The following is a 24,476-nucleotide window of genomic DNA, read 5'->3' on the forward strand; positions in this document are numbered from 1 at the left end:
CAGTTTGCCGTCCGTGACATCGGAGATTGTGCAGAATGCCCTATCGGTAGTGCCGGCCGCGCGCGGTCAGAGGATAGCCTTGACGTCCTTGGCCTGCGCGATCTGGTCCCAGTCCACATCAAGTTCAAGCAGGATTTCCTCGGTGTGCTGGCCGTGTTCCGGCGCACGGCTCGGACCCGGTGGCGTCTCGTTGAATTGCACTGGCGCTGCGACGATCCGGTACGTCTCGCCTTGGTCGTCGACGTTGGCGATCACGTAGCCGTTGGGTTCCACCTGTGGGTCGTTTAGCGTCTCGCGCGGTGTCGCCAGCGCGCCCCACACTCCCGGCTCGTCATCCAGGACCTGTCGCCAGTGCGCGAGGTCGTGTGACGCGAACGCGTTGGCGAAAATCGCGGTGGCCTCGGCGGCGTTGGCGATCAGGTTGGCCGACGGCACGAATCGCTCGTCGTTGGCCAGCTCGGCCAGCCCCATGCGGCGGCAGAACCCGGCCCAGAATTTGTCGGGTTGCAGAAAGACGAGTTGAATCCATCGGTGGTCTTTGGTCTTGTACCGGGCCACCAGCGGGTTGATGGCCAATCCCGGTGGCGCACCGGGTATTCCGTCGATATCGAAGAGATCCGCGACCGAGATCGAGGGTGCGATGGCCCACATGGCCTGCGCCAGCAGCGACGAGTCCACGATGCTCGGCTCGCCGGTTCGCTCGCGGTGGAACAGGGCGGCACACACCCCGCCGGCCAACGTCGCCCCGCCCTGCAGGTCGCCGAAGGCCGGTCCCTGCACTGCCGGGTTCTCGGTGCCGAAGGGGGTCAGTGTGTACGCCACCCCGCCCCGGGCCAGATAGGTCGCCGCGTCGAAGCCGCCGCTGTCGCGGTCCGGGCCACGCACTCCCAGGCCGGTGCCCCGGGCGATGATGATCCGGGGATTGAACGAGCGGATGTCCTCGACGGTCAGCCCCGCCCGTTCGAGGGCACCCGGCAGCCAGTTGGTCAAGAACACATCCGCGGAGGCCAGCAGGCGTCCGAACAACTCCCGGCCGGTCTCGGTCTTGATGTCGATGGCGATGCTGCGCTTGCCCCGGTTGCTCAGCTCCAGGATGAAATCGACGTCGGCGCGCGCGGCCTGGCGGGTGAAACCGCCGACGACCAGCGCCCGTCCGGGATCACCGGAGCTGACGCCTTCCACCTTGACGACATCGGCACCCCAGTCCGCCAGTGCGACTCCGGCGGACGGAACGTACGTCCAGGACGCCAGCTCGACCACCCGCACGCCGCTGAGCATGCCCGCCATCGTCAACCTCCTCGGTTGTCCGTTTCATTCCTTGCTATTTTAGATATTCTAGCTACTGTAAGGCATATTGGTAGCCCGACCGCAGCCATGCCCGTTCGAGCACGGCTGCTTGTGGAAGAGATGTGATGGACGCCGGCCGCTGGTCAGATGCCCGGACCCTCCTCATGACGAAGGACGTTGGGCCACAGCGCCGGTCGTGCGAACAGGTATCTGGGTAGGGGGCGGGACGTGGGCCGAGTAACCGGGAAGGTGGCCGTCGTCAGCGGCGCGGCACGGGGTCAGGGCCGATCCCATGCCCGGATGCTGGCGGCCGAGGGCGCCGACATCATCGCGATCGACCTGTGCGATGACATCGAGACCAACGAGTACCCGCTGGCCCGGCCGGAGGACCTCGAGGAAACCGGGCGCCTGGTCGAGAAGGAGGGCCAACGGGTCTATTCCGCGATCGCCGACGTCCGCGACCGTGCCGCGCTGGCGGCCGCGATCGACGACGGGGTGGCCGAGTTGGGCCACCTCGACATCGTGGTCGCCAATGCCGGCATCTGTCCACTGACCGCGGGACTGCCGCCGCAGGCCTTCGCCGACGCCGTAGACGTCGACCTGGGCGGCGTGCTGAACCTGGTACACAGCAGCCTCAGACATCTGCACTCCGGCGCGTCCATCATCGTTATAGGCTCCAACGCCGCGTTCATGTCATCGATGAACACCACCGGAATCGACGGCGGCCCCGGCGGAGCCGGTTATGCCTTCGCGAAAATCGCTGCGGCACACTATGTGAACGATTTCGCGCGGGCCCTGGCGCCGTTCTCCATCAGGATGAACGCGGTGCACCCGACCAATGTGAACACCGACATGCTGCACAGCGCGCCGATGTACCGGGCGTTCCGTCCCGACCTGGCCAACCCGACCCGGGAGGACGCCGAACCGATCTTCCCGTTGGTGCAGGCGATGCCGGTGCCCTACGTGGAACCGGAAGACATCAGCGAAGCCGTGCTGTTCCTGGCCTCCGACGCGGCGCGCTACATCACCGGTCAGCAACTGCGGGTCGACGCCGGCGGATTTCTCAAGGTCAAACCCTGGTCGGGCTCGTAACCCTGTCTTGCAACGGAATTGGAGGTCAGGTGAACGAGCGCCGGTTGTACGAACTCATGGTGTTGATGAAGACGGCCGACGACCGGCTGTCCAAGGGCATCGGCACCGGGGAGTTCATGTGCGTGTACTGGCCGTCGCGCGGACAGGAGGCCATCGCGGCGGCGATGGGGGTGGCACTGCGAAGCGACGACCAACTGGTCACCACTTACCGGGGGCTGCATGATCTGATCGGCAAAGGCGTTCCGCTGGAAGAGATCTACGGCGAGATGATGGGCCGGGTGGTCGGAGCGGGCCGTGGCAAGGGCGGCACCATGCACATCGCCAACCCGGATAAGGGCGTGATGCTCTCGACCGGCATCGTGGGAGCCGGTCCCCCGGTGGCCGTCGGGCTGGCCATGGCCGGCAAACGCAAAGGCCTGGAACGGGTTACGGTGGTCAGCTTCGGCGACGGCGCCACCAACACCGGGTCGTTTCACGAGGCCGCCAACATGGCCGCGCTGTGGGACCTGCCGCTGGTCTTCGTCTGCCAGAACAACCTTTACGCCGAGATGACGCCGACGGCGGACACCATGAAGATCGCCGAGGTCGTCGACCGGGCGGCCGGTTACGGCATGCCCGGCGTCCGCGTCGACGGCAACGATCCACTCGCCGTCCAAACCGAGCTGACCCGAGCGCTGGACCGGGCACGCACTGGCGGCGGGCCCACGTTCATCGAATGCGTGACCTTCCGGTTCCGCGGCCACTATTTCGGCGACAGGATGCCCTACATCCCGAAAGATCAGCTCGCCGCGGCGCTGGCGGCCGACCCGGTACCACGGTTCCGCAACCACTTGGAGACGGCGGGCATCTGCAGCGCAGAAGAGCTCGACCGCATCGACGAGGCGGCGCAGGCCGCTGTTGAAACCGCACTGCGCTTGGTGCTCAGTGCCGATCCGCCTTCTGTCGAGGAACTGGACCGGGACGTGTACGCGACCCCGATCAGGTTCCCCGGGTGAGGAATTCGCCGGCTATGAAAGAAAAAGAGATGACGATGCGTGAGGCACTGAACCTCGCGCTGGACCAGGCGCTGCAGGCCGACGACAGGGTGTTCCTGCTTGGTGAGGACATCGCCGACCCCGGCGCGTCGGGGCCTACGGCCGGGCTGTCGTCGAAGTACGGGCACGACCGGGTGCTGGACACTCCGATCTCGGAGGCCGCGATCGTCGGCGCGGCGATCGGTGCGGCGATCGACGGCCTGCTACCGGTGGCCGAGATCATGATCATGGACTTCATCGGTATCGCCGCCGACCAGTTGATCAACAACGCCGCCAAGTTGCGGTTCATGACCGCGGGCCGGACGACGGCGCCGATCACCGTTCGGACGCAGGTGTACGCGGGCCTGGCCACCGGTGCCACCCACTCGCAGTCCCTGGAAGCCTGGTTCATGCACATTCCCGGGATGAAGGTCATCGTGCCGTCCACCCCGCGGGACGGCAAAGGCCTGCTGACCTCGGCCATCTTCGATGCAGACCCGTGCCTTTTCATCGAGACAATCCGTCTGCAGGGCCGCAAGGGCCCGGTCCCGCTGGACCCCGGGTTCGCGATTCCGTTGGGGCAGGCCGATATCAAACGGACCGGCGACGATGTCAGCCTGATCAGTTACGGACGTGCGGTGCACGACGCGCTGGCTGCGGCGGCCACGCTTGCCGAACAGGGCGTCAGTGCCGAGGTGGTCGACCTGCGCACCCTGCTCCCACTCGACGTCGACACCATCGTCGAATCCGCCCGCCGCACCCGGCGAGTCGTCATCGTGCACGATGCGATCCAGTTCGCCGGTCCGGGAGCCGAGATCGCCGCCATCCTGTCGTCGGAGCTGTTCGGCGAACTGGCCGCGCCCGTGCAGCGTGTCGGTGCGCGATTCGTGCCCAATCCCGCCGCGGCCGGCCTCGAGGCACAGGTCTACCCCTCGCCCGCCCGCATCGTCGCCGCCGCGCAAGTCACCCTGGAGAAAGCGAAAGCCCATGGCTGACTTCATTATCCGCATTCCACGGGTGTCGGTCGCCGTCTCGGAGGCCGAGCTCACCGAGTTGCTGGTGAACGGCGGCGATTATGTGGAGGAAGGCACACCGATCTACGTCATCGCCACCGAGAAGGTGGAACAGGAAATCGAAGCCGGCGCCTCGGGCACCGTGCGCTGGACCGCACAGATCGGCACGACTTACGACATCGGCACCGAAATCGGCGTCATCACCTCATCCTGAAAGGTAATCGAAAAGTCATGGATCTCAACGAGACTCGCGAACGGATCATCTACGAAAAGGAAGGTCCGATCGCGCGTGTCACGCTGAACTGGCCGGAGAAGGCCAACGCCCAGGATCAGAAACTGGCCGAGGAAGTCGACGCGGCACTGCTGGACGCCGACCGTGACTACGACATCAAGGTGCTGGTCCTCAAGGCAAACGGCAAGGGTTTCTGCTCGGGGCACGCCATCGGCAACAATGCGGTCGACTACCCGTCGTTCGTCGAGGCCGCGAAGGTGATGGGCACCCCGTGGAAGCCGCAGACGGATCTGTTCGTCAAGCCGGTGATGAATCTGTGGGAGTTCTCCAAACCGACCATCGCGCAGGTGCACGGGTACTGCGTCGGAGGCGGCACGCACTACGGCCTGACCACCGACATCGTCATCGCGGCCGAGGATGCGTACTTCTCCTACCCACCACTGCAGGGCTTCGGCATGCCGTCCGGGGAGTGCTCGATCGAGCCCTGGGTGTTCATGAACTGGCGGCGGGCGGCGTACTACCTGTATCTCGCCGAGGTCATCGACGCCAAGAAGGCGCTGGAAGTCGGGCTCGTCAACGAGGTGGTGCCACGCGAGCAACTGGACGACCGCGTCGAGGCCATCGCCCGCCACATCGCCCAGGCTCCCATGACGACCCTGCTGGCGACCAAGGCCAACCTCAAACGGGCCTGGGAGCTGATGGGCATGCGGGTGCACTGGCAGAGCTCGAATGACCTTGTCGCCCTTGCCTCTATCAGTAAGGACGTGCAGGAGCTGATTCAGACGGTGTTCCGCGACAAGGTGCTGCCCTCCGAGCAGGCCCGGCGCCAGGCCGCGGCCGCCGCCTCGACCGACGGCGCCGGCACCTGAGCCCGCCCGAGATCCGCCAGTGAACATCGCCGACCACGCGAGAACCGCGCCACGATCGCCGGCGCTGATCACCGATGGCGGCGCGGTCTCGTTCGGTGCGTTGTACGACCGTAGCCAACGGGTCGCCGCGGCGCTGCACGACGCCGGTCTGCGTCGCGGCGACGGGGTGGCGCTGGTGCTGCCCAACCGGCCGGAGTTCTTCGAGATCACCTGGGGCTGCCAGCTTTCCGGCCTCTACTACACCGCCGTGAACACGCATTTCACGCCGGACGAGGTCGCGTACGTGATCGACGACTCCGAGGCCAAGGCCGTCTTCGTCGACGCGTCGATGGCCGAGCTGGGAGCACACATCCGCGAGGTCAACGCCTCGGTGCGGGTGCGCTTGGTGGTGGGGGGCCGGCTGCCGGGCTGGCGGTCCTATGAGGAGGCGCTGGCGGCAGCGGGGGTGGCCCCGCCCGCGAGCGACGGGTCGGAGATGCTCTACTCGTCGGGCACCACCGGCAGACCGAAGGCGGTGCGTCGCCCGCTGCCGTCGGACGGCAACGGGTCCTGGGCTCAGGCGGTGCTGGAGATGGCACTGATCCACAAGTACGGTATGCGGCCGTCGAGCGTGTATCTGTCCCCCGCACCGCTGTACCACGCGGCCGGCGTCAACTACACGATGGCGGTCAACCGCGTCGGCGCGGCGTCGATCATGATGGCCAAGTTCGACGCGGAAGCCGTACTGCGGCTGATCGAGACACACCGCGTCACCCACGCCCAGTTCGTGCCGACCATGTTCGTGCGGATGCTCAAACTGCCTGAAGCGGTCCGCAGCAGATACGACGTTTCCAGTCTGCAGTGCGTGATTCACGCCGCCGCCCCGTGCCCGGTGGACGTCAAGCATCAGATGATGGACTGGTTCGGTCCCATCATCCATGAGTATTACGGCGGCACCGAAGGATTCGCCGGCACCACGATAGGACCGCAAGAGTGGCTGGCACACCCGGGTTCGGTCGGGATTCCCATGACCGCCGTGCACGTCGTCGGCGAGGACGGCAGCGAGTTGCCCGTCGGCGAATCCGGCGAACTCTACTTCGAAGGCGGCCCGGACTTCGAGTACTTCAAGGACCCCGCCAAGACCGCCTCGGTGTTCAACGATCGAGGCTGGCGCACTCTGGGCGACATGGGCTACCTGGACGAGGACGGTTATCTCTACCTCACCGACCGCTCGACCTTCATGATCGTCTCCGGTGGAGTGAACATCTACCCGCAAGAGGTGGAGAACCTGTTGATCATGCACCCGAAACTCGTTGACGCCGCGGTCTTCGGGGTGCCGAATGCCGAGTTCGGGGAAGAGGTCAAGGCGGTTGTGCAACCAGTGGCGGGTATCACGCCGGGCGCCGAGCTGGAGGCCGAGCTCATCGAGTACTGCCGGGCCAGTCTGGCCACCTACAAGTGCCCGCGCACCGTGGAATTCGACCCCGAGTTGCCCCGCGACCCGAACGGGAAGCTGTACAAGAGGCGCATCCGCGACAGGTACTGGCAGGGACGGATGTCCCGGATTCTATAGACGAGGAAACGCCATGGACGTCAACTGGACACCGCTCGAGGTGCCGTGGGCGGTGCAGTCCGCCGACCGAATTCCTAAGCAGCGGTACTACGATCCGGAATTCTACGAACTGGAGAATGAGAAGTTCTGGCCGCGCGTCTGGCAGATGGCGTGCCGACTGGAAGAGATACCGAAGGCCGGCGACTTCGTCGAATACGAGATCCTGGACCAGTCAATCATCGTGGTGCGCCTCGATGCCGAGAACGTGCGTGCCTACCACAACGCCTGCCGCCACCGCGGGGTGAAGTTAGTGGAGGGCAACGGATCCCGTCGCACTTTCGTCTGTCCTTTCCACGGTTGGTGCTGGGGCATCGACGGGCGCAACACCTTCGTGCTGCGCGCCGACGCTTTCGACGAGCACAACCTGGACCCTGCCGACCTGGCGCTGGTGCCGGTGCGGTGCGAACTGTGGGGTGGGTGCGCATGGATCAACCTGGACGACGACGCGCCGCCCCTGCGCGACTGCTTCGAGCCGTTCGCCACGATCTACGACGCCTGGAAGGTGGAGTCGCTGCGCACCGAGTGGTGGCAGTCGTGCCGTCTCCCGGTCAACTGGAAGCTTGCGACGGCGGCCTTCATGGAGGGCTATCACGTCCCGCAGACCCATCCGCAGTTGCTGCCGTCATCTCAGCCCGCCACGTCCACACCGCCGGGGCTGGTTCAGACCAGTTTGTACTTCATGCGCACCCTCGGTGAAGGCATGGCCGGCATGACCCACGAGAACGACATCCGCATCGCCGAAGGGCTGCAGAACATCGAACTGCCCGCCGATCCCGCCGAGGCAATGGCGACGTGGAAGAGCACGCTCAACGACGCCGTCGTCGCGTGGCACCGGGCCCGCGGGTGTGACATGCCCGACCTCAACGACCTGCAGCGCCGCGGCATCGTCGATGCCATCGGCTTCTGTTTTCCGCACTACTTCCTGCTGCCGCAGTACAGCAGCGCCTCGTCATACCGGATCCGCCCGCTCGGGCCCGAGGAGACCCTGTTCGAGATCTGGTCGCTCACGCGGATCCCGCCGGACCAGATCACCGGGAAACCGACGCCGCCGGAGCCGATGGCCCCCGATGACCCGCGCTGGCCGCCGATTCCCGCTCAGGACTTCTCCAACCTGCCCAGACAGCAGAAGGGCCTGCACTCAAGGGGATTCGAGTACATGCGCCTGTCCAGCCGGATCGAGGGCCTGATCTCGAACTTCGAGCGCGTCGTCGACGGTTTCCTGGCCGGCCTGCCCTCCGCCGCGCTGGTGCCGGCGATACAGAAGACCAACACCACCATCGACGTGCCGATCGCCGATCTGGGCATCACGCAGGAGGTCGCGCGATGATCACGAACTGGGATCGCACCGTCGACCTGGTGATCGCCGGCAGCGGCGGTGGCGGCATGGTGGCGGGATTGGCGGCACTCGACGCCGGCCTGCAGCCGCTGATCGTCGAGAAACAGCCTCTGGTGGGCGGTTCGACGGGGCTGTCCGGCGGCATCGTCTGGCTGCCCAACAACCCGCTGATGCGGGCGGACGGCATCGCGGACTCGCACCAGGATGGCCTTGCCTACCTGGGCGACGTCGTCGGTGACATCGGTGCGGCGTCCTCCCCCGCTCGCCGGGAAATGTTCCTGACCGCCGGCTACGAGATGCTCAATTTCATGCTCCGCAAGGGAGTTCGGATGATCCGCTGCGCGGGGTGGAGTGACTACTACCCGAACCACAAGGGCGGCAACGAATCCGGCAGGGCAGTCGAGGGAATCCCGTTCGACGCCGCCGAACTCGGCGTCTGGCACGACAAGGTGCAGCCGCCGCTGGCCAAGAATTACGGCTACGCGGTGCTGACCAATGAGTTGCGTTCGGTCCAGTACTTCAACCGTTCGCCGCGCGCATTCGCGGTGGCGGCGAAGGTATTCGCGCGTACCAGGGCGGCCCGGCTCGCCAGGCGACAGCTGCTGACCAACGGCGCGTCGCTGATCGGCCAGATGCTCAAAGTGCTCATCGATCTCAGCGACGGCCAGCCACCGCTGTGGATCAATGCGGCGATGGAAGACCTGATCGTCGAAGACGGCCGGGTGGTCGGTGCCCGTATCGTTCGTGACGGGGTGACGCAGAATGTGGCGGCGCGCAAGGGAGTCCTGTTGGCGGCGGGCGGCTTTGGCCACAATCGTGAGATGCGCCGCCAGTACAGCGGTGAGCAGCCCAACGAAGGACAGTGGTCGATCGCCAATACCGGTGATACCGGTGAGGTCTTGCAGACCGCCATGCGCCTGGGCGCCAAAACCGATCTGCTCGACGAGGCCTGGTGGTTGCCTTCGGTGTTCATCGCCAACGGTGGCGCCGCCGCTGCCTCACTGGGGTCGGGACGCCAGCGCCCCGGGGCCATCTACGTGGATTCCGGCGGCCGGCGATTCTGCAACGAGTCGAATTCGTACGTCGAGGTCGGCAAGGCGATGTACGCCAACAAGGCGGTGCCGTGCTGGATGATCTTCGACGACGGGTACGTGCGGCGTTATGTCGCGGGCACCAATCCGGTCAAACGCGAACATCTGCCCCCCGAGTTGGTCGAGAGCGGAGCCGTCAAATGCGCCGAGACGCTGACAGATCTCGCGCACCAGATCGACCTGCCGCCCGGGGAGTTGGTGCGAACCGTCCAGCGGTTCAACATGTTCGCGGCCAAGGGGCTGGACCCCGACTTCGGCCGGGGACAGTCCGCCTACAACGACTGCCTCGGTGATCCCGGGTATCGGCCCAACGCCGCGGTCGGGCCGCTGGACCGGGCGCCGTACTACGCGACACGGGTCCTGCCCGCGGACGTGGGCACCTGCGGCGGGGTGATCACCAACGAGTACGCGCAGGTGCTCGACCAGCAGGACCGGGTGATCGAAGGGCTGTACGCGACCGGCAACACCACCGCCACGGTCATGGGCCGGACGTATCCAGGAGCGGGAGCGAGCATCGCGAGTTCGATGGTGTTCGGCTACGTCGCCGCGCGGCACGCCGCCGGCCGCAAAATCGCGGGTCACCACTAGTGCCGAGCAGACGCAAAATCACCACTTTTCGGCACGAAAAGGGTGATTTTGCGTCTGCTCGCGTCAGGACTCGGCGCCCTCGACGAAGTCGCGGGGCTTCATGCCGGACTGCATGAGTTCGGCGCGACGGGCCTGCACGTCGGAAGCCGCGCCCACCATGTTCGTCAGGATGTGGCTGACCTGAAGATGCACCCGCATGCCCATCAACTCCCAGGCCCGCTTGACGTTGTTCTTCACCGCCATCAGGGTGGTCAGCGGAATCTGGGCGATCTTGCGGGCCATCTCCTCGACGGTGTCCTCGAGGTCCTCGCGCGGCACCACCTTGTTGAGCAGACCCCACTCGAGGGCCTGCTGAGCCGAGAGGGTCGGCGCCAGCAGCAGCCAGTCCATGGTGCGGTGCCAGTTCATCAGCAGCCACGGTTCGATCATGGTGTGACCGCCCGGCTCGCCGAGGCTTTGGGCCAGTGGCATCTGGAAATACGCGTCCTCGGACGCGACGCAGAAGTCGGTCAGCAGCCCGAGGTAGATCCCGCCGCCCATGCAGTAGCCGTGGATCTGAGAAATGGTGGGCTTCGGGAACTCCCACAGGTACAGGGTTGGCCACAGGAACAGGTCGGCGGTGCCTTTGTAGAGATCTTCGAAGGTATTTCCGAAGTCGGGGTATGGGTTCTCGTCGGGTCCCCACCTCGCCACATGTCCGCCACAGAAGCCCTTGCCGTTGGCTTTGAGGATGACGACCTTGATCTCCTTGTCGCGGTCGGCTTCCCGCAGACACGTGTCGACTTCGGTCACCAGCACAGCGTCTTTGGTATTGGCCTTGTCGACCCGGTTGAGAATGATGCGCGCGATCGGTGGCTCGCGCTCGTAGATCACCGCTTCCAGGACGCGCCGCTCCATGATCGTGACACTACCCGAAGGGAAGTGCCGGCCACAGCGATCACCCGATGATTCTTAATGATTTCGCTTGTGCCACCGATGATCTGCGGCCTCAGGCGTTCGCCACCAACCACGCGTGGCCGTCGGCTTCGCCCGCCGCCACCAGATCGAGTTCGCCGAAGGCGGAAAGCAGTTCCCCTCGGGCTGCCCGGTACGGCCCCGGTTCTGCGTCCACCGCGCTGAGGGTGCAGATCGCCAACAGGCCGCCGGGCGCCACCCGCCCGATCAGCGCTGGGTAGAGTCGGCGATCGCGAAACTTATTGCAGAGCAGCATGTTGACCTGTGGCCCCGGCGGCAGGCCTGCGTCGAGGTCAACGACGTCGAATCGGCAACTCGCGTCAAATCCTAGGCGGCGAGCCAGATCTCGCGCCTGAGTGATCGCCGCCGAGGAAACGTCCACACCCCACACGTCCAGCCCGCGACTTGCCAGCCATATCGAGCCGAGTCCCTGCCCACAGGCGACGTCGAGCGCAAGGCCCGCGGCAGGAATCACATCAATGTACGGACGCAGGAAACCGGGGGGTGCGACGGCGGCCGACTGCGGCGGACCCGAGCGGGCATACCTTTCGTCCCAGCGGCGCCGATCCTGCTCGCTCACGAGTCCGAGGTTACTGGCACGCTGTTCTGGACAGCTGTCCACATCCGCCGCGCCGGTTTCCTAGACTGAACCGGTGTCTAGCGAAGCGGCTTCTCCGGCGACCGGTGCCACTGCCCCGCGCCGGTCGGATCGGCGCCCGGGACAGACGATCCGCAAAGTGCTCGACGCCGGCCTGGAGGAACTGCGCGAGTCGTCATACGCCAATCTGACGATGCGTGCCGTGGCACAACGAGCCGGGGTGTCGCCGGCCAGTGCCTATACCTACTTCTCGTCGAAGAGTGCCCTGGTGGCCGCGGTCTACCTACGGTTTCTTCGCGAACTGCCGCTGCACACCGACGTGAACGACACCACCAAGACCAGGGTCAGCACCACCATGCGTGACATGGCGCTGGTAGTCGCGGACGAGCCGGAACTCACCGCGGGGTGTGGAACGGCTCTGATGGCCGACGATCCAGCCGTCGTTCCGTTGCGGGTGGAAATAGCCGAGGAGGTGTCCCGCCGGATCGGCGCCGCGCTCGGCCCCGGCTGGCCGCGATCAGTCAAGTCAACCCTGCAGATGACGTTCGCCGGTGCTCTGATGACCGCCCGCTTCCTCACCTATCAGGAGATCGCCGGCCAGCTCGACGAAGCGGTCAACCTGATACTCGGCGCCTCCGTCGCCTGAAATGCCGCCAGGCCAAGGCGATTACACCGGGGTCAGCGGCAACGACTCACGGGGCTGGAAGACGAAACTCGAACCGCCACTGAACTTGGCAACCGCGACCTCAGAGAATTCTGCCGTGGCCGAATCGGTTTCGGTGACCACCGCGGTCCATTCGGAGGGAGTTCCACTCACCTCGACATGCAGGCGTGGATCCACCGCGGACGCGATCGCCTGCAACGGGGCCACCGCTTCCGGCGACACCAACGCCGGCCATGCATCGTCCTCGTGGGCCGGTGACGGGCGCAGGTGTACGCGGTCGGACTCGAAATCGGCCACCACATACACAGCGGGATTGAACAACGGATGCAACTCCATCACGCGCACCGCACCCTCGACTCCCCCGGGCAGGCCGAGCGCGCGGTGGATCCGCTCCCCCGCCAGCCCGGCCAGTCCGATGAGTTGCTTGGTGGCGATCGAACGAGCCAGTGCGGCGTCATCGCCGGCCCGCTTGCGCACCGCGAGGGCGAAGGACAGGTACAGCAGGTGCATCTGCAGGCAAACTTCGTCGGCGAGGCGGACCAGGGCCGAGTGGGAGAAGGCTCCGAAATCGAAGTCGGACACCAACGGGCCGGAATAGTCGGCCTGGCCGGGCTCCGAGGGGTCGATCGGGCTGAGCTCAGTGGTCGCGGCCCTGGTGCGCCCGACGATCTCCAACTCCGGGATGAAGCCCACCTCCGGATGTGAGTCATCGATGATCACGGTCCACGCGCAGTGCGGGTTGCGGTCGGCAGGCACCCGCGGCGGCCGGTGGATCGGGCGCACCTGAGCGCGGCGATTGGTGGCCAGCGCGGTGGCGTCGAACGTGGGGTCCTCGATGTCGTGGCACATTCCGCGCACGTAGTCCTCGCCCATCGGCTCGACGTCCAGCAGCGCGCCGCAGTGGTCGAGCTGGAACTCGCCGTGCCAACGGTCGTGCACCGTGTAACGGAAGTCCATGAACTGGGGCGGAGCGCCGATGTCGAGTTGCAGGCCCTTGAAGATGGTGATCACGTCGTCGCCCTCGAAGCGCAGCGCACGCTGCATGCGCCTGGTGTAGAGCGGGCTGGCTCCGGCCCACTCCTCGATCGCGATCTGCAACATCTCTTCGCGGCCGAATTGCTGTATGCACCAGGCCATTCCGGATCGGTCGATCATCTGGCCGATCAGCAGCAACTCCGGCACCAGCGTAGAGAGCTGCGCGCGGGTGAGCGCTGCGTATCTGCTGGTCAACGGCGGGCCTCCGTCTGCGTCCGTGTCCCGGCTGCGGAGCCGACGCCGCAAATAATGGACAGGTGTCTGATTATGATTTCGACTGTAGCGAGCCCGCTCCGATTCGGCAAGAATCCTGCGCTTCAGGCAAGAGAAGTCGAGGTGGAGGCGCTGTCCGGGGACCAAAGGCGGCGCCGCGGGCTCGCCGACCGACCTCTCATCGCCGAAATTTTGGACAGATGTCCAGCTCGTCCCGGCGCGATGTACGGTCGATGGGGCGGCGAAACAGCCAAATGCACTGCCTGGCCCACGCGTAGCCGGTGTCACGCGGTCGCAGCACCCGGCGGTTGATCCGCGCTCCCCTTTCGGCAATCCTCATCGGGGAATCTCGTGCATGAGCCGAAGGAGGGCGTACGTGGCCGGTGTGGGACAAATCGCGCTGAACAGCGCGCCCGTCCTGGGTGGCGTGATGCTTGCCTTGACGGCGGGACAATTCCGGGGACCGGACTACCGGTCGCTGATCAAGCAGGACATGGACCTACTCGATCGACTCCCGCAAGAGGCCACCGAGCGACGGGCCAACCTGCAGCGCAGCATCGACACCCGGATCGACGACCTGATCGATGCGGCCGACCGGACCAACGCGCTGCGCAAGGCCGCGACGTCCTACCGGGGTAACTGGCGCGACATCGTGCTGTTCCTGTGTGTAGTGCTGTTCGCGGTCGTCTGGTGGGACGTCAGCCACAGCCGGGCCAACTGGTTGCCGACGTTCGTGCTGCTGATCCTGCTGGCGGTGGTCACTGCGGCGTACGCGTTACGTGGCATGGTGCGCGCGGGCGCGTCCGTGCTGCACCGCGATCGGTCGGGCGGCGCGGACTAACCGACCGGCGCTGGACGCCCGCCGCGCACCAGCCCACCGGGCCTGGCGTCCGTCAATTCGCCCTCGGCGACCACGGTCTGGCCCCGAACTAGGGTCTCGACGTAGCCGTCCGAGCGCTGGATCAACCGGCCGGCGCCGCCGGGCAGGTCCTCCACCCGCTCCGGGTAATGCAACCCGAGCCGTTCCAGGTCGATCAGGTTGATGTCGGCGCGCCGGCCGGGTGTCAGCACGCCGCGGTCGCCCAACCGGTAGAAGCGTGCCGGATCGCCGGTCAGGCGGTGCACCGCCGTCTCCAGCGCCAGCCCCGGTCCCCTGCTCCGGTCCCGCACCCAGTGCGACAGCAGATAGGTCGTCATGCTGGCGTCGCAGATGATTCCGCAGTGTGCCCCACCGTCGCCGAGGCCCTGCAGGCTGACCGGATCCGACATCATGTCGTACAGGTGGTCGTAGCTGTTGCCGGCGTAATTCAGTAACGGCAGCAACAGGAATTCGCGCCCGTCCGCCCCGAGCAGCACGTCGTAGGTGACCTCCCAGGGGTCGCGGCCCTCCCGCTCGGCGATGGCCGCCACGCTGTCCTGCGGTGCCGGTTCGTAGTTGAGGGCGGCGCCGAGTGGATACAACCGCTTGAAGATGGGCCGGTTGAGCTGATCGGCTGACGGCTGCGGCGTCGGATCGGGTGTCTCCGCCAAGATCCGGGAGCGCATTGCGGGATCCCGCAGGCGTTCCACCCGCTGCGCTAGCGGGAGGTCCATCAGGGACCGGTAGGTGGCCCGATGCCGGAAGGGATTCATCCGCGATTGGTGGCCCATCAGCATGCCGAACGCGCGGCAGGCCACCTGGGGCCGGATGGCCGCACCGTCGGCGTTGGCTTCGTGCACCGCGGCGAACCAGCTCCGCCAATCGTGCGGATCCTGCTCGTTGACCATCGCCAGGAACGTCAGCGGTATCCGGTACCGGCGGCCGAGCCGGGTGATCCACGCAATCTCGGCATCGATCGAATGCCGTTGATCGCCACCCATCGCACCCCCGACTCCGGCCGGAACCACCTGCAGCACACCAGAACCCACGTCCGCCATGACGGCCATCAGGGCCGCCAGCTCGGCTTCCTCCGAGTAGGTGCCCGGAACCGGCTCCCCGGACGCGCTGCGGTGACCTGCCGTGCGGCCGAACGACATTCCCACTGCCCCGGCCCGCAGGCCGTCGCCGACGATCCGGCTCATTGCTTCGATATCCGCGGCGGTGGCGCAGCCCTGCGCCCGGTCCCCCATCACGAATCCCCGGACCGCCGCATGCGGGATCTGCGCCCCGACGTCGACCGCACGGGGCATCCGCGCCAGCGCGTCCAGATACTCGCCGAACGACTCCCACTCCCAGGTGATGCCCTCGGCAAGCGCCGAGCCCGGGATGTCTTCGACCCCCTCCATCAGGTCGACCAGCCACTCGTGCCGATCGGGCCGCACCGGCGCGAAACCGATGCCGCAGTTGCCCATGATCGCGGTGGTGACGCCGTGCCAGCACGAGGGCGTCAGGTGAGGATCCCAGGTGGCCTGGCCGTCGAAATGGGTGTGGACATCGACGAAACCCGGTGTGACGGTGAGCCCGTCGGCGTCGATGGTGCGCTTGGCGCTGCCGCCGACCCGGCCGACGTCGACGATCACACCGTCGCGCACCGCCACATCGGCGGTAACCGGCGGCGAGCCGGTGCCGTCCACCACGGTGCCGCCGCGAATGATCAGGTCGTGGCTCATGACCGCCTCCCGGTATCGGCTGCACTCTATTGCTATAATAATAGCAACGTTAGATGCTGGGGCCAGCCATACATCCGGCACAGAGTCGCTACACGCCGTCGCGCCAGGCGATCAATTCGGCGAGTGTGGTCAAGTCGTAACCGTCTTCGCTCGGCGTGAGTTCCGCGGTGAACAACGTCGCGCCTTCTTTGCGGAAGAGGTCGGCCTCGCTCGGGCCCCGCCACCACACCGCACGCTCAATCGCCGAATCATCGCGTTGCGCCGCTTCGGCATACGACTTGAGCAGATCGTCCCGGCGACGGAACTCATCGATGGGCTCGGCGCTGTGCCAGATGTCGGCGAAGCCGGCGACCAGCGGCAGGGTCCTGTCATCAGCGGAACCGTCGATGAGGAGCGGGATTTCACGCAGCGGTGCCGGAACCAGACGCGCCAGTCGATACTCGATCCGCGCCAGCGCGTCGACCAGAGTGCGGAACCGGTCCCCCGCGTTCGGGTAATCGTATCCGTACGCGGCGTAATCTTTTTCGTACCAACCCGCGCCCAGGCCGAGAATGAGCCGCCCGCCGCTGATGTGGTCCACCGTGCGCGCCATGTCGGCCAGCAAGTCGGGGTTGCGATATCCCACATTGGTGACCAGCAGGCCGATTTCGGCGCGGGTGGTCATTTCACCCCACGCCGCCAGTGCCGTCCATCCTTCGAAGTTGGAGACTTCGCCGCGCTCGGGCACCGGCGCTGGTGCCCGGGCGCCCGGCTTGTGGAAGTGGTCGTACCCGAAGATCACGTCGGCACCCATGACTTCGGCGTCGAGCACCGCCTGACGCCACGTGGCGTAGCTGGGCACGCCCCCCGGCCGCAACTGGGCCCCGACCCGGATCCGGCGTGGTGATATCATTCAAACCTCTTGTGGTCGTTGCCAATTCAGATCAGTTGGCGCTGTGCCGATGGAGCATGCGTAAAACGTAACTCGCAATCGCGGCTCTTTATTTCCACAAGCTATACAACTTCGAGATGACCGCCATCGCAAAGCGTGATGGAGGGGTGCAACGGCGGGCCGGCGGGCCAAGTTGTCTAACTTACTAATTTTTGCAAGACAAGGATTGCCCGCCGCTCGGAGCGATGTCAGGCTGAGAGGCATGACAGAAGCGGAATCATTCGTCGACCAGGCCGTGATGGGTCTTGCCGAGCCCCAGCCGATGTACAAGGCGCTGCGCGAGTCGGCCCCGGTCTTCCGGTCGCCCCAGGCGGTGGTGCTCAGCCGGCTCTCGGACATCGAGATGGCGCTCAAGCGCACGGATCTGTTCTCGTCCAACATGGACGCGGTGGATCTGGGCAACCTGCGACCACTGATCCCGCTGCAGGTCGACCCGCCCGAGCACGCGAAGTACCGGCGAATCCTCGATCCACTCTTCACGCCGCGGGAGATGGCCCGGCGGGAACCCCAGGTTGCCGCGTTGGTCAACGAGATGATCGACCGCTTCGCGGACCGGGGATCCTGCGACTTTCACGAAGAGTTCGCGGTGCCCCTGCCCTGCACCGTCTTCCTGCAGCTGCTCGGCCTGCCGCTGAAAGATCTCGACAAATTCCTGGAATGGAAGGACGGCGTGATCCGGCCCGAGGGATCCACCGGGTACGACGACCGTCACGAAGCCTCGGCCAAGGTCGCCGAACAGATCTACGAATACTTCAACCGCGCCATCGACGACCACATCGCCACCCCGCGCGACGACGTGCTGTCCGCGATGATCGCGACGCATTTCAAAGAGGACGGCGGCGCGGCGCTGTCCCGCGAGGAGTTGCTCGACATCTGCTTCCTGTTCCTGATCGCCGGGCTGGACACGGTGACGGACTCGCTGGACTGCTTCTTCGTCTACCTCGCCCGGCATCCCGAGCATCGCCATCAGCTGGTCGAGCAGCCCGACATCCTGCCGCACGCCATCGAGGAACTGCTGCGGTGGGAGACACCGGTGCCCGGAGTCGCCAGGGTTGCGATGCAGGATGTCGAGATCGGCGGCTGCCCCATCAGCAAGGGCGAGCGGGTCAGCCCGCTGCTCGGTGCGGCCAACACCGATCCCGCCGAGTTCCCGGACCCCGAGCGGGTGGATTTCAGCCGGACCCCGAACCGGCACCGGGCGTTCGGCGGCGGTCCGCACCGCTGCCTCGGATCGCACCTGGCCCGGATGGAACTTCGGGTGGCCTTGCGTGAGTTCCACCGGCGCATACCGGATTACGAGATTCCGCCCGGCACCGAGCTGAAGTACACCGCCGCGCTGCGCTCGGTCGAAGCGCTGCCGCTGACGTTTCCGGTGCCGGCACGATGACACGCGTGTCGGTCGACGCGGACCGCTGCGTGGGTCACGGCCGTTGCTACTCGCTGGCGCCACAGATCTACGATTCCGACGACGTGGGTCACTCCGTCGTGCAGGTCGAGGACGTCTCCGGCGACCTCGAGGAGCAGGCGCGGGTCGGTGCTCAGAACTGCCCGGAAGAGGCGATCACGCTTACTCCATGAGCGGCCCCCTGATAGGTACGCTGTCGCAAACGACAGAAGGGACGCCCGCGCATGGAACCAGGCTCGCTCGATCCGGTAGCAAACGAACGGTTGTCTCACGCCGCCAAGTCGTGGACGTCCGATCTGTCGATCAACGAGTTCGCACTGCTGCATGGCGCCGGGTTCGAACCGATCGAGCTGGTGATGGGCGTCTCGGTGTATCACGTGGGATTCCAGTTCTCCGGGACCGGCCTGCGGCAGCAGCAGGAACTCGGCGTCCTGACCGAGGCGACCTACCGGGCGCGGTGGAACGCCATGGCGCGCATGCAGGCCGAGGCCGATGCGCTGCACGCCGACGGCATCGTCGGGGTTCGCCTCACCTGGCGCCACCACGGTGAGGGTGGCGAACACCTCGAGTTCATGGCGGTGGGTACCGCGGTCCGTTATACCGAGAAGCCGGGTGCGTTCCGGCGCCCCAACGGACAGGCCTTCTCCAGCCACCTTTCCGGGCAGGACATGGTGACGCTGCTGCGCTCCGGCTACACACCGGTGGCCTTTGTGATGGGCAACTGTGTGTTCCATATCGCCGTGCAGGGGTTCATGCAGACCCTGAAGCAGATCGGTCGCAACATGGAAATGCCGCAGTGGACGCAAGGCAACTACCAGGCACGTGAGCTGGCGATGTCGCGCATGCAGACCGAGGCCGAGCGCGACGGCGCCAACGGGGTGGTGGGCGTGCACTTCGCCATCTCGAACTACGCGTGGGGACACCACACGGTCGAGTTCTATACAGCGGGAACCGCGGTGCGGCGCACCGGAAGCGGGGAAACCATCAAACCCACGTTCGTCCTTCCGATGGATAACTGATGTACGAGTTCGACGCCGAGCGGGTCAGTCGCACCATCGCCGGTGCACTCGCCGGCCCCGGCGGCGTCGCCATGGTGGTGAAGGTGTTCGCCGGGCTGCCCGGGGTGATCCACACACCGGCCCGGCGCGGATTCTTCTCTTCCAGCCCGGAGCGCGTGCAGATCGGCGACTGGCGTTACGAGATCGCGCGTGACGGACGACTGCTTGCCGGGCACGTGGTCAACGGCATCGTGATCGCCGAAGACGTGCTGGCGGCCGACGCGGTCGGACCGCACATCACCCGCTCGCTGCATCAGATCGTGACCCGGTACGGCGCGACGGTGGTCCCGAATATCAATGCGGCCGTCGACGTGCTGGGCACGAGCACTGGCTATCCGTACTGAGATATCCTGCGCTACAATGTCATTCACTGTCCTCGCAAGGTACGACGATGTCGGTGGAGCTGTCCCGGCCGCGCAGGACGGCGGTGGTCAGGGTGCGCCAGTGCTGCGCCTCGCCGTCCGAAGCGCGGGTCAGCGCCGCACCGGACGCCGCGACGCCGCCCTGCTGCTTGGCCACCTCGGTGAGTCGGGCCGCCTCGTTCACCGGGTCGCCGATGACGGTGTACTCGTAGCGTCGTGACTCGCCGATGTTGCCCGCGACAACGGTTCCCGCGGACACCCCGATGCCGGCCCTGATCTCTGAGTGGTTCAGCTGCCGCCCGAGTTCGCGCGCCGCGGCCAGAGCAGCACCCGCGCAGTCGGCCAACTCGACCGGCGCGCCGAATATCGCCAGTGCGGCGTCGCCTTCGAACTTGTTGACCAGCCCCCGGTGACGCTCGACCACATCAACCACCACCGCGAAGAACTCGTTGAGCATCGCGACGAGAGCTTCGGGAGTCATCCGCTCGGCCAGCCGCGACGAACCGACCAGGTCGACGAACAGGGCCGCCGCCTCGCAGCTGGCGCCACCCAGAGTCACCTGAGCGCCATTCTCGGACGCGCCCTGTTCGGCAAGGCGGGCGACATCGCGTCCGACGTGCCGGCCGAACAGGTCCCGCAACCGCTCGCGTTCGCGCAAGCCCCCCGCCATGGTGTTGAACCCTGCCTGCAGCAGCCCCAGTTCGGACGCGTCGAAGACCGGCACTGTCACGTCGAAGTCGCCACGTTCGACGAGCCGCATCCCGCGCCGGACCTCATCGATGGGGTCCGCGCTCACCGCACCGGTGAACGCGGTGATCGCTAGCCCGCTGACGGCCGCACACCCACCCAGCACCAACACGACGATCGCCAGCCGGCGTCCCGAGTAGTCGATGACCAGTGCGCTGGCCCCGACCAGAAGCAACTGCAGCAGGGGTACGCCGGTGCCCAGTGTCCATGCGGACACCGCGCGCAGCCGCAGGCCGGGCCCACGCGCGGCGGTCGGCGGGCTGTCGGTGAGCACCTCGGCGACGAACGGCCGCAGAATTCGTGTGCACAGCCAGTAGGCAACCGCAGTGGTGACGAAGCTGCCGAGCAGCACCGAGACCCCCAGCGTCGTGGCCAACCACGGCGCGTCGAGATTGATCACCACCAGAATCACACCGGCGGTCACCCACACCGCACCGTGAATGGTGGCCGTGCGCAACGGGATTGCCATCAGCACGCGTTTTCGCGCCTGCCTCTCGTCACCGCCACTGCGGTAGGTGGTCGCCACAAGTCCGCACACGATGGCGGTCATCGCGGCGGCACCCACGTAGACCGCCATCACCACCACGTTGAGCTGCAGGACATGGCGCTGGCTCAGTGCGTGACCGGTGGGCAGGGCCCAGAAAGTCGTCACGCCGATCACCGCGGCGCCCAGCACGTTCGGAAACAGCGCCGCCAGAACCAGCTGGGCGCGCGTCGTCCACGGCACCGGAAACTTCCGGCGACCGGTCAATGTCACGTCCGCGCGCCGTCATGCGAGCGTTGCACGGCTATAACGTGCCACAAACCCGCGTCCGCAACGCAGCAGACAGGCCGATCAGTCCTCCGGCGGGCTTCCCGCGGTCGACGAATCGCGGCAGACCAGCAACTCCTTGAGCGCATCGGGAAATGCGTCGGCCATCCCCCACAGGTCCGCGACCAGATCCGGACACGAGATGATGCCGATACCCAGTGCTCCATTGAGGGACATGACGGTGACGTTGAGTCCCGCACCACCGAGGAGCGGCCCCAGCGGATACATCGATTCGATGCCGCAGCCCAGGAAGTACAGCTGGTCCTGCGGACCGGGCACATTCGACAGGATCATGTTGTAGACGGGGCTGGTAGTCAACGGGATTCGGGGCAGGATCCGCATCGCCGCGCCGAACATCGTCTGCCCGCCGAACTCGGTCCAGTCGTGCAGCAAGGAGGGTCCCATCGCCGCGGTGTGTTCTTTCGCCGCTCTGTTGCCCGCGGCGATGGCGCGGATGCGCTCCGCGGGATCGGCGAGCTGGGTCTGCATCCGGCAGAACATCCACGTGGTCTGGTTGCGACCGGGCCGCTGCGACTTGTCGCGCACCGAGACCGGGACGGTGGCGACCAACGGAACATCGGGCAGTGCGTCGTGCTCGAGCAGGAACCGCCGCATCACCCCGGCGCACAACGCCACCACGACGTCGTTGACGGTCACCCCGAACCGGTCCTTGACCCTCTTGACGTCGCGCATGTCGAGCTGGGTGAAGGCGACATTGCGGTGGTGTGTCAGCGCCCCGTTGAACGGAGTGGGCGGCGCCGTGAACGGTGCGGCCATGGTGCGGCCTTCGCGCGCCCGCAGCACCGTCTGAGCGAGGGTGATCACGGTTGCCGGTACCACTGTTGCCAACCGCAACGGCCGCTTGGCGACGTTCAGCAGTCCACTCGCGGCGATCTGCAATGCGCTGGCACGTCCGGCACCCGCAATGGGTTCTGGCTCCGGGGCGTCCGGCACCAGGCTGCACAGCTGCGCCAACAGGTTCGCCCCGGCCACGCCGTCGACGACGGCATGGTGCACCTTGAGCACCACCGTCAGCCCGTTCTCGCGGGCACCGCCCTCGACCACCCACATCTCCCACAGCGGGCGGTCCCGGTCCAGCGGCAGACCGGCGATGTGTCCACAGATCTCGGACAGCTCGCGGCGGCCTCCGGGGGCCGGCACCGCCACCCGGTGCAGGTGGCGCCGTAGCGCGAAGCCGTCGTCGTCCACCCACACCGGGTGGTCCGGATTGAATTGCGTGTCAGCAAGTTTCATCCGAAATTCCGGCACCGCGCACACGTGCTTGGCCAGCGCCGCACGAAGCCGGGCGTACGAATAGCCGCCCGGCATCGTCGAGGTATCGAGTTCCAGCACGCAGCACACGTTCAACGGCTGCGCCGGTGTCTCCATGTAGAGAAAGAAAGCATCAAGACCGCTTAGTCGTTCCATAGCCGCCCACCCGACTAGTCACGTGCACATTTATCAGTAAGAACCCCTGGACTCCTCCCGAGCACCGAGGTTCCGCACCGCGTACCCCGGTTGCTCTCCGCTTAAACCAGCCTTTTTCTCGCCGCACCACCGGGTGAGAGTTTCGGTGATTTCGGCGGGTGTGGGCACCCGGCGGGATGCCCACGCGACATATCCGTCCGGCCGAACCAGTACCACGGCCGGTTGCGTCTCGTCGCTATGTTGCACCCGGTCGACGCCGGGCCAGTCGACCGTGACACCGCCGCGGGTGAGCAGGACGAAACGGCCGCTGCGCAGCACTTCGTAGAGCCGGCCGCCGTCGCAGTCGATGTCCGGCATCCGGTGCCCCACCAGGGGACTGCCGGCTCGGGAAGGGCGGGCATAGGCGATGCCGATGCCGCTGAGCCGCCGCGCCGCCACACGACGGCTTCGCGGGAAGCGCAGGATGGTGCGAATCGCAAAGCGTTGCAACACTCGGCGTAAAGCGGAGCGCCCGAGCACGAGCTGGTTGAGCATGTCGGTCATCGCCAGCACCTCGGCGCCGACGGGGTGCCGCTCGAATGCGTAACTGTCGAGCAGGGACTCACGCGCCCGACCGTCCAGCACCCCGCCGACAGAGAAGGCCAGCTTCCAGCCCAGGTTCATCGCGTCGCCGATGCCGGTGTTCATGCCCTGCCCGCCGATGGGGGAATGGACGTGGGCGGCGTCCCCCGCCAGGAACACCCGACCCACCCGGTAGTGACGCGCCTGTCGGCGTTCGCTGAGAAACCTCGAACTCCAACGCATCTCGCTCAAACCGAAATCCTCCCCGGCGATCCGGCCGATGGCATCCCGGATCTGTGCCGCGGTCACCGGCTCGCTCAACGGTTCGTGTTCACGTCGACGGTCCCAGGCGATGGCGCGATACCAGCCGTCGCCGAACGGCAGGACCAACACCACCCCCTCGGCATTCGTCCTGGCGAACATCGCCTCGGCAGGGGGTCTGGTCAGCCGCACGTCGGCCAGCATGATGTGTGTCTGGTACTGCTTGCCGACGAAATCCACGCCCAGCAGCCGGCGCACCGCACTATGGGCTCCGTCGCACCCGACCACGTGACGCGCACGCAGGGTGTCGCCACCGGCCAGGGTGAGGGTGACGCCGTCGCCGTCCTGGGCCAGGTCGGCCAGTTCGGCGCCACGCAGGATCGGCACCCCGAGGCGCTGCGCGTGGGCAGCCAGCACCCGCTCGGTCCCGCTCTGCGGGACCATCAGGATGAACGGGTAGCGAGTCTGCAGTTCGTCGGCCAGCGACACCGTGGCTCCCGGAATCGGAGCTACCTCGCCGACGCGAAAGCCGCGCGTCAGGATTTCGTCGATCAGGCCACGGGCGTCGAGCAATTCCAGCGTCCGCGCGTGCACGGCGAACGCCCGCGTGATGTTCGGCTCCTCGGCGCGACGTTCCACTACCTGCACGCGAACCCCGCGCATCGCCAGCTCCCCCGCCAACATCAGCCCGGTGGGACCGGCGCCGATCACGGCGACATCGATATCCGTCTCGAAAGTGGTCATCTC

At 66.4% G+C, this 24,476-nt stretch carries 23 protein-coding genes; 14 read left to right on the top strand and 9 right to left on the bottom strand.

Translation table 11 applies throughout. The annotated features are described in order from the left end of the window. Positions 1–66: 66 nt before the first annotated feature. Entirely contained in the window at positions 67–1,287 is a 1,221-nt protein-coding gene (locus tag ACNQS7_RS03715; RefSeq protein WP_418011479.1) for a CaiB/BaiF CoA transferase family protein, read from the bottom strand. Positions 1,288–1,515: 228 nt separating this feature from the next. On the opposite strand from ACNQS7_RS03715, the gene ACNQS7_RS03720 reads away from it, so the two are divergent. From ACNQS7_RS03720 to ACNQS7_RS03755, 8 genes are read left to right on the top strand one after another with little or no spacing between them, the layout of a single operon-like run. After that, positions 1,516–2,379 (top strand): mycofactocin-coupled SDR family oxidoreductase, encoded by an 864-nt coding sequence (locus tag ACNQS7_RS03720; RefSeq protein ID WP_418011480.1) that lies wholly within the window; start codon positions 1,516–1,518, stop codon positions 2,377–2,379. 56 nt (positions 2,380–2,435) lie between these two features. Further along, positions 2,436–3,374 carry a thiamine pyrophosphate-dependent dehydrogenase E1 component subunit alpha gene (locus tag ACNQS7_RS03725; RefSeq protein WP_418015868.1) on the top strand — a complete coding sequence of 313 codons (939 nt, stop codon included), beginning with the start codon at positions 2,436–2,438 and terminating at the stop codon, positions 3,372–3,374. 14 nt (positions 3,375–3,388) lie between these two features. Beyond that, positions 3,389–4,387 carry an alpha-ketoacid dehydrogenase subunit beta gene (locus ACNQS7_RS03730; RefSeq protein WP_418011481.1) on the top strand — a complete coding sequence of 333 codons (999 nt, stop codon included), beginning with the start codon at positions 3,389–3,391 and terminating at the stop codon, positions 4,385–4,387. After that, entirely contained in the window at positions 4,380–4,619 is a 240-nt protein-coding gene (locus ACNQS7_RS03735; RefSeq protein ID WP_418011482.1) for a lipoyl domain-containing protein, read from the top strand. Before ACNQS7_RS03730 ends, ACNQS7_RS03735 begins: the two co-directional genes overlap by 8 nt. Before the next feature lie 17 nt (positions 4,620–4,636). Then, positions 4,637–5,506, top strand: a complete 870-nt coding sequence (locus tag ACNQS7_RS03740; protein ID WP_055580008.1) for an enoyl-CoA hydratase/isomerase family protein — start codon at positions 4,637–4,639, stop codon at positions 5,504–5,506. Between the two features lie 19 nt (positions 5,507–5,525). Continuing rightward, entirely contained in the window at positions 5,526–7,058 is a 1,533-nt protein-coding gene (locus tag ACNQS7_RS03745) for an acyl-CoA synthetase (protein ID WP_418011483.1), read from the top strand. 13 nt (positions 7,059–7,071) lie between these two features. Further along, positions 7,072–8,424 (top strand): aromatic ring-hydroxylating oxygenase subunit alpha, encoded by a 1,353-nt coding sequence (locus ACNQS7_RS03750; protein ID WP_418011484.1) that lies wholly within the window; start codon positions 7,072–7,074, stop codon positions 8,422–8,424. Then, positions 8,421–10,112 (top strand): FAD-binding protein, encoded by a 1,692-nt coding sequence (locus ACNQS7_RS03755; RefSeq protein ID WP_418011485.1) that lies wholly within the window; start codon positions 8,421–8,423, stop codon positions 10,110–10,112. The genes ACNQS7_RS03750 and ACNQS7_RS03755 overlap by 4 nt, the downstream gene beginning before the upstream one ends. Before the next feature lie 63 nt (positions 10,113–10,175). Here the strand turns inward: ACNQS7_RS03755 and ACNQS7_RS03760 are convergent, their stop codons facing one another. Beyond that, positions 10,176–11,009, bottom strand: coding sequence for an enoyl-CoA hydratase-related protein (locus ACNQS7_RS03760; protein WP_418011486.1), 834 nt, complete (start codon positions 11,007–11,009; stop codon positions 10,176–10,178). 91 nt (positions 11,010–11,100) lie between these two features. Continuing rightward, complete coding sequence (locus ACNQS7_RS03765; protein ID WP_418011487.1) at positions 11,101–11,646, bottom strand: class I SAM-dependent methyltransferase; 546 nt, start codon at positions 11,644–11,646, stop codon at positions 11,101–11,103. A 73-nt stretch (positions 11,647–11,719) separates the two neighbouring features. On the opposite strand from ACNQS7_RS03765, the gene ACNQS7_RS03770 reads away from it, so the two are divergent. Next, positions 11,720–12,310, top strand: coding sequence for a TetR/AcrR family transcriptional regulator (locus ACNQS7_RS03770; protein WP_418011488.1), 591 nt, complete (start codon positions 11,720–11,722; stop codon positions 12,308–12,310). Positions 12,311–12,331: 21 nt separating this feature from the next. Here ACNQS7_RS03770 and ACNQS7_RS03775 read toward each other — a convergent pair whose 3' ends face one another. Continuing rightward, positions 12,332–13,558, bottom strand: a complete 1,227-nt coding sequence (locus tag ACNQS7_RS03775; protein WP_418011489.1) for a hypothetical protein — start codon at positions 13,556–13,558, stop codon at positions 12,332–12,334. A 373-nt stretch (positions 13,559–13,931) separates the two neighbouring features. Here ACNQS7_RS03775 and ACNQS7_RS03780 point away from each other — a divergent pair, with 373 nt between their 5' ends. After that, positions 13,932–14,417 carry a hypothetical protein gene (locus tag ACNQS7_RS03780; protein WP_418011490.1) on the top strand — a complete coding sequence of 162 codons (486 nt, stop codon included), beginning with the start codon at positions 13,932–13,934 and terminating at the stop codon, positions 14,415–14,417. Here the strand turns inward: ACNQS7_RS03780 and ACNQS7_RS03785 are convergent. Then, the gene (locus ACNQS7_RS03785) at positions 14,414–16,165 is read right to left on the bottom strand and encodes an N-acyl-D-amino-acid deacylase family protein (protein ID WP_418011491.1); all 1,752 of its coding nucleotides are present in this window, start codon (positions 16,163–16,165) and stop codon (positions 14,414–14,416) included. The genes ACNQS7_RS03780 and ACNQS7_RS03785 overlap by 4 nt on opposite strands. Positions 16,166–16,253: 88 nt before the next feature. Beyond that, the gene (locus tag ACNQS7_RS03790) at positions 16,254–17,057 is read right to left on the bottom strand and encodes an LLM class F420-dependent oxidoreductase (RefSeq protein WP_418011492.1); all 804 of its coding nucleotides are present in this window, start codon (positions 17,055–17,057) and stop codon (positions 16,254–16,256) included. A 241-nt stretch (positions 17,058–17,298) separates the two neighbouring features. Here ACNQS7_RS03790 and ACNQS7_RS03795 point away from each other — a divergent pair, with 241 nt between their 5' ends. From ACNQS7_RS03795 to ACNQS7_RS03810, 4 genes are read left to right on the top strand one after another with little or no spacing between them, the layout of a single operon-like run. Further along, positions 17,299–18,483, top strand: coding sequence for a cytochrome P450 (locus tag ACNQS7_RS03795; protein ID WP_418011493.1), 1,185 nt, complete (start codon positions 17,299–17,301; stop codon positions 18,481–18,483). Next, positions 18,480–18,674: a ferredoxin gene (locus ACNQS7_RS03800; protein WP_310766301.1), complete on the top strand. Its 195-nt coding sequence runs from the start codon at positions 18,480–18,482 to the stop codon at positions 18,672–18,674. Before ACNQS7_RS03795 ends, ACNQS7_RS03800 begins: the two co-directional genes overlap by 4 nt. A gap of 51 nt (positions 18,675–18,725) precedes the next feature. Next, positions 18,726–19,520, top strand: a complete 795-nt coding sequence (locus tag ACNQS7_RS03805) for a heavy metal-binding domain-containing protein (protein ID WP_310766299.1) — start codon at positions 18,726–18,728, stop codon at positions 19,518–19,520. Further along, positions 19,520–19,903 (top strand): DUF5073 family protein, encoded by a 384-nt coding sequence (locus tag ACNQS7_RS03810; RefSeq protein ID WP_055580020.1) that lies wholly within the window; start codon positions 19,520–19,522, stop codon positions 19,901–19,903. Before ACNQS7_RS03805 ends, ACNQS7_RS03810 begins: the two co-directional genes overlap by 1 nt. Positions 19,904–19,922: 19 nt before the next feature. Here ACNQS7_RS03810 and ACNQS7_RS03815 read toward each other — a convergent pair whose 3' ends face one another. From ACNQS7_RS03815 to ACNQS7_RS03825, 3 genes are all read right to left on the bottom strand, one after another. Next, positions 19,923–21,425 (bottom strand): adenylate/guanylate cyclase domain-containing protein, encoded by a 1,503-nt coding sequence (locus ACNQS7_RS03815; protein ID WP_418011494.1) that lies wholly within the window; start codon positions 21,423–21,425, stop codon positions 19,923–19,925. Positions 21,426–21,503: 78 nt separating this feature from the next. Next, positions 21,504–22,907 carry a WS/DGAT/MGAT family O-acyltransferase gene (locus ACNQS7_RS03820; protein ID WP_418011495.1) on the bottom strand — a complete coding sequence of 468 codons (1,404 nt, stop codon included), beginning with the start codon at positions 22,905–22,907 and terminating at the stop codon, positions 21,504–21,506. A 33-nt stretch (positions 22,908–22,940) separates the two neighbouring features. Continuing rightward, positions 22,941–24,473 (bottom strand): FAD-dependent monooxygenase, encoded by a 1,533-nt coding sequence (locus ACNQS7_RS03825; protein ID WP_418011496.1) that lies wholly within the window; start codon positions 24,471–24,473, stop codon positions 22,941–22,943. Between the last annotated feature and the right edge of the window lie 3 nt (positions 24,474–24,476).

Origin of the sequence: Mycobacterium sp. 23 (assembly GCF_048287075.1) — a bacterium.
GTDB classification, from domain to species: Bacteria; Actinomycetota; Actinomycetes; order Mycobacteriales; family Mycobacteriaceae; genus Mycobacterium; species Mycobacterium gordonae_B.

Excerpts from the sequence above, each read along its gene's own strand:
- ACNQS7_RS03715 (WP_418011479.1), bottom strand. The coding sequence starts at position 1,287 with ATGGCGGGCATGCTCAGCGGCGTGCGGGTGGTCGAGCTGGCGTCCTGG.
- ACNQS7_RS03725 (WP_418015868.1), top strand. The coding sequence starts at position 2,436 with ATGGTGTTGATGAAGACGGCCGACGACCGGCTGTCCAAGGGCATCGGC.
- ACNQS7_RS03730 (WP_418011481.1), top strand. The coding sequence starts at position 3,389 with ATGAAAGAAAAAGAGATGACGATGCGTGAGGCACTGAACCTCGCGCTG.
- ACNQS7_RS03735 (WP_418011482.1), top strand. The coding sequence starts at position 4,380 with ATGGCTGACTTCATTATCCGCATTCCACGGGTGTCGGTCGCCGTCTCG.
- ACNQS7_RS03740 (WP_055580008.1), top strand. The coding sequence starts at position 4,637 with ATGGATCTCAACGAGACTCGCGAACGGATCATCTACGAAAAGGAAGGT.
- ACNQS7_RS03750 (WP_418011484.1), top strand. The coding sequence starts at position 7,072 with ATGGACGTCAACTGGACACCGCTCGAGGTGCCGTGGGCGGTGCAGTCC.
- ACNQS7_RS03755 (WP_418011485.1), top strand. The coding sequence starts at position 8,421 with ATGATCACGAACTGGGATCGCACCGTCGACCTGGTGATCGCCGGCAGC.
- ACNQS7_RS03760 (WP_418011486.1), bottom strand. The coding sequence starts at position 11,009 with ATGGAGCGGCGCGTCCTGGAAGCGGTGATCTACGAGCGCGAGCCACCG.
- ACNQS7_RS03780 (WP_418011490.1), top strand. The coding sequence starts at position 13,932 with ATGAGCCGAAGGAGGGCGTACGTGGCCGGTGTGGGACAAATCGCGCTG.
- ACNQS7_RS03785 (WP_418011491.1), bottom strand. The coding sequence starts at position 16,165 with ATGAGCCACGACCTGATCATTCGCGGCGGCACCGTGGTGGACGGCACC.
- ACNQS7_RS03790 (WP_418011492.1), bottom strand. The coding sequence starts at position 17,057 with ATGATATCACCACGCCGGATCCGGGTCGGGGCCCAGTTGCGGCCGGGG.
- ACNQS7_RS03795 (WP_418011493.1), top strand. The coding sequence starts at position 17,299 with ATGACAGAAGCGGAATCATTCGTCGACCAGGCCGTGATGGGTCTTGCC.
- ACNQS7_RS03800 (WP_310766301.1), top strand. The coding sequence starts at position 18,480 with ATGACACGCGTGTCGGTCGACGCGGACCGCTGCGTGGGTCACGGCCGT.
- ACNQS7_RS03805 (WP_310766299.1), top strand. The coding sequence starts at position 18,726 with ATGGAACCAGGCTCGCTCGATCCGGTAGCAAACGAACGGTTGTCTCAC.
- ACNQS7_RS03810 (WP_055580020.1), top strand. The coding sequence starts at position 19,520 with ATGTACGAGTTCGACGCCGAGCGGGTCAGTCGCACCATCGCCGGTGCA.
- ACNQS7_RS03820 (WP_418011495.1), bottom strand. The coding sequence starts at position 22,907 with ATGGAACGACTAAGCGGTCTTGATGCTTTCTTTCTCTACATGGAGACA.
- ACNQS7_RS03825 (WP_418011496.1), bottom strand. The coding sequence starts at position 24,473 with ATGACCACTTTCGAGACGGATATCGATGTCGCCGTGATCGGCGCCGGT.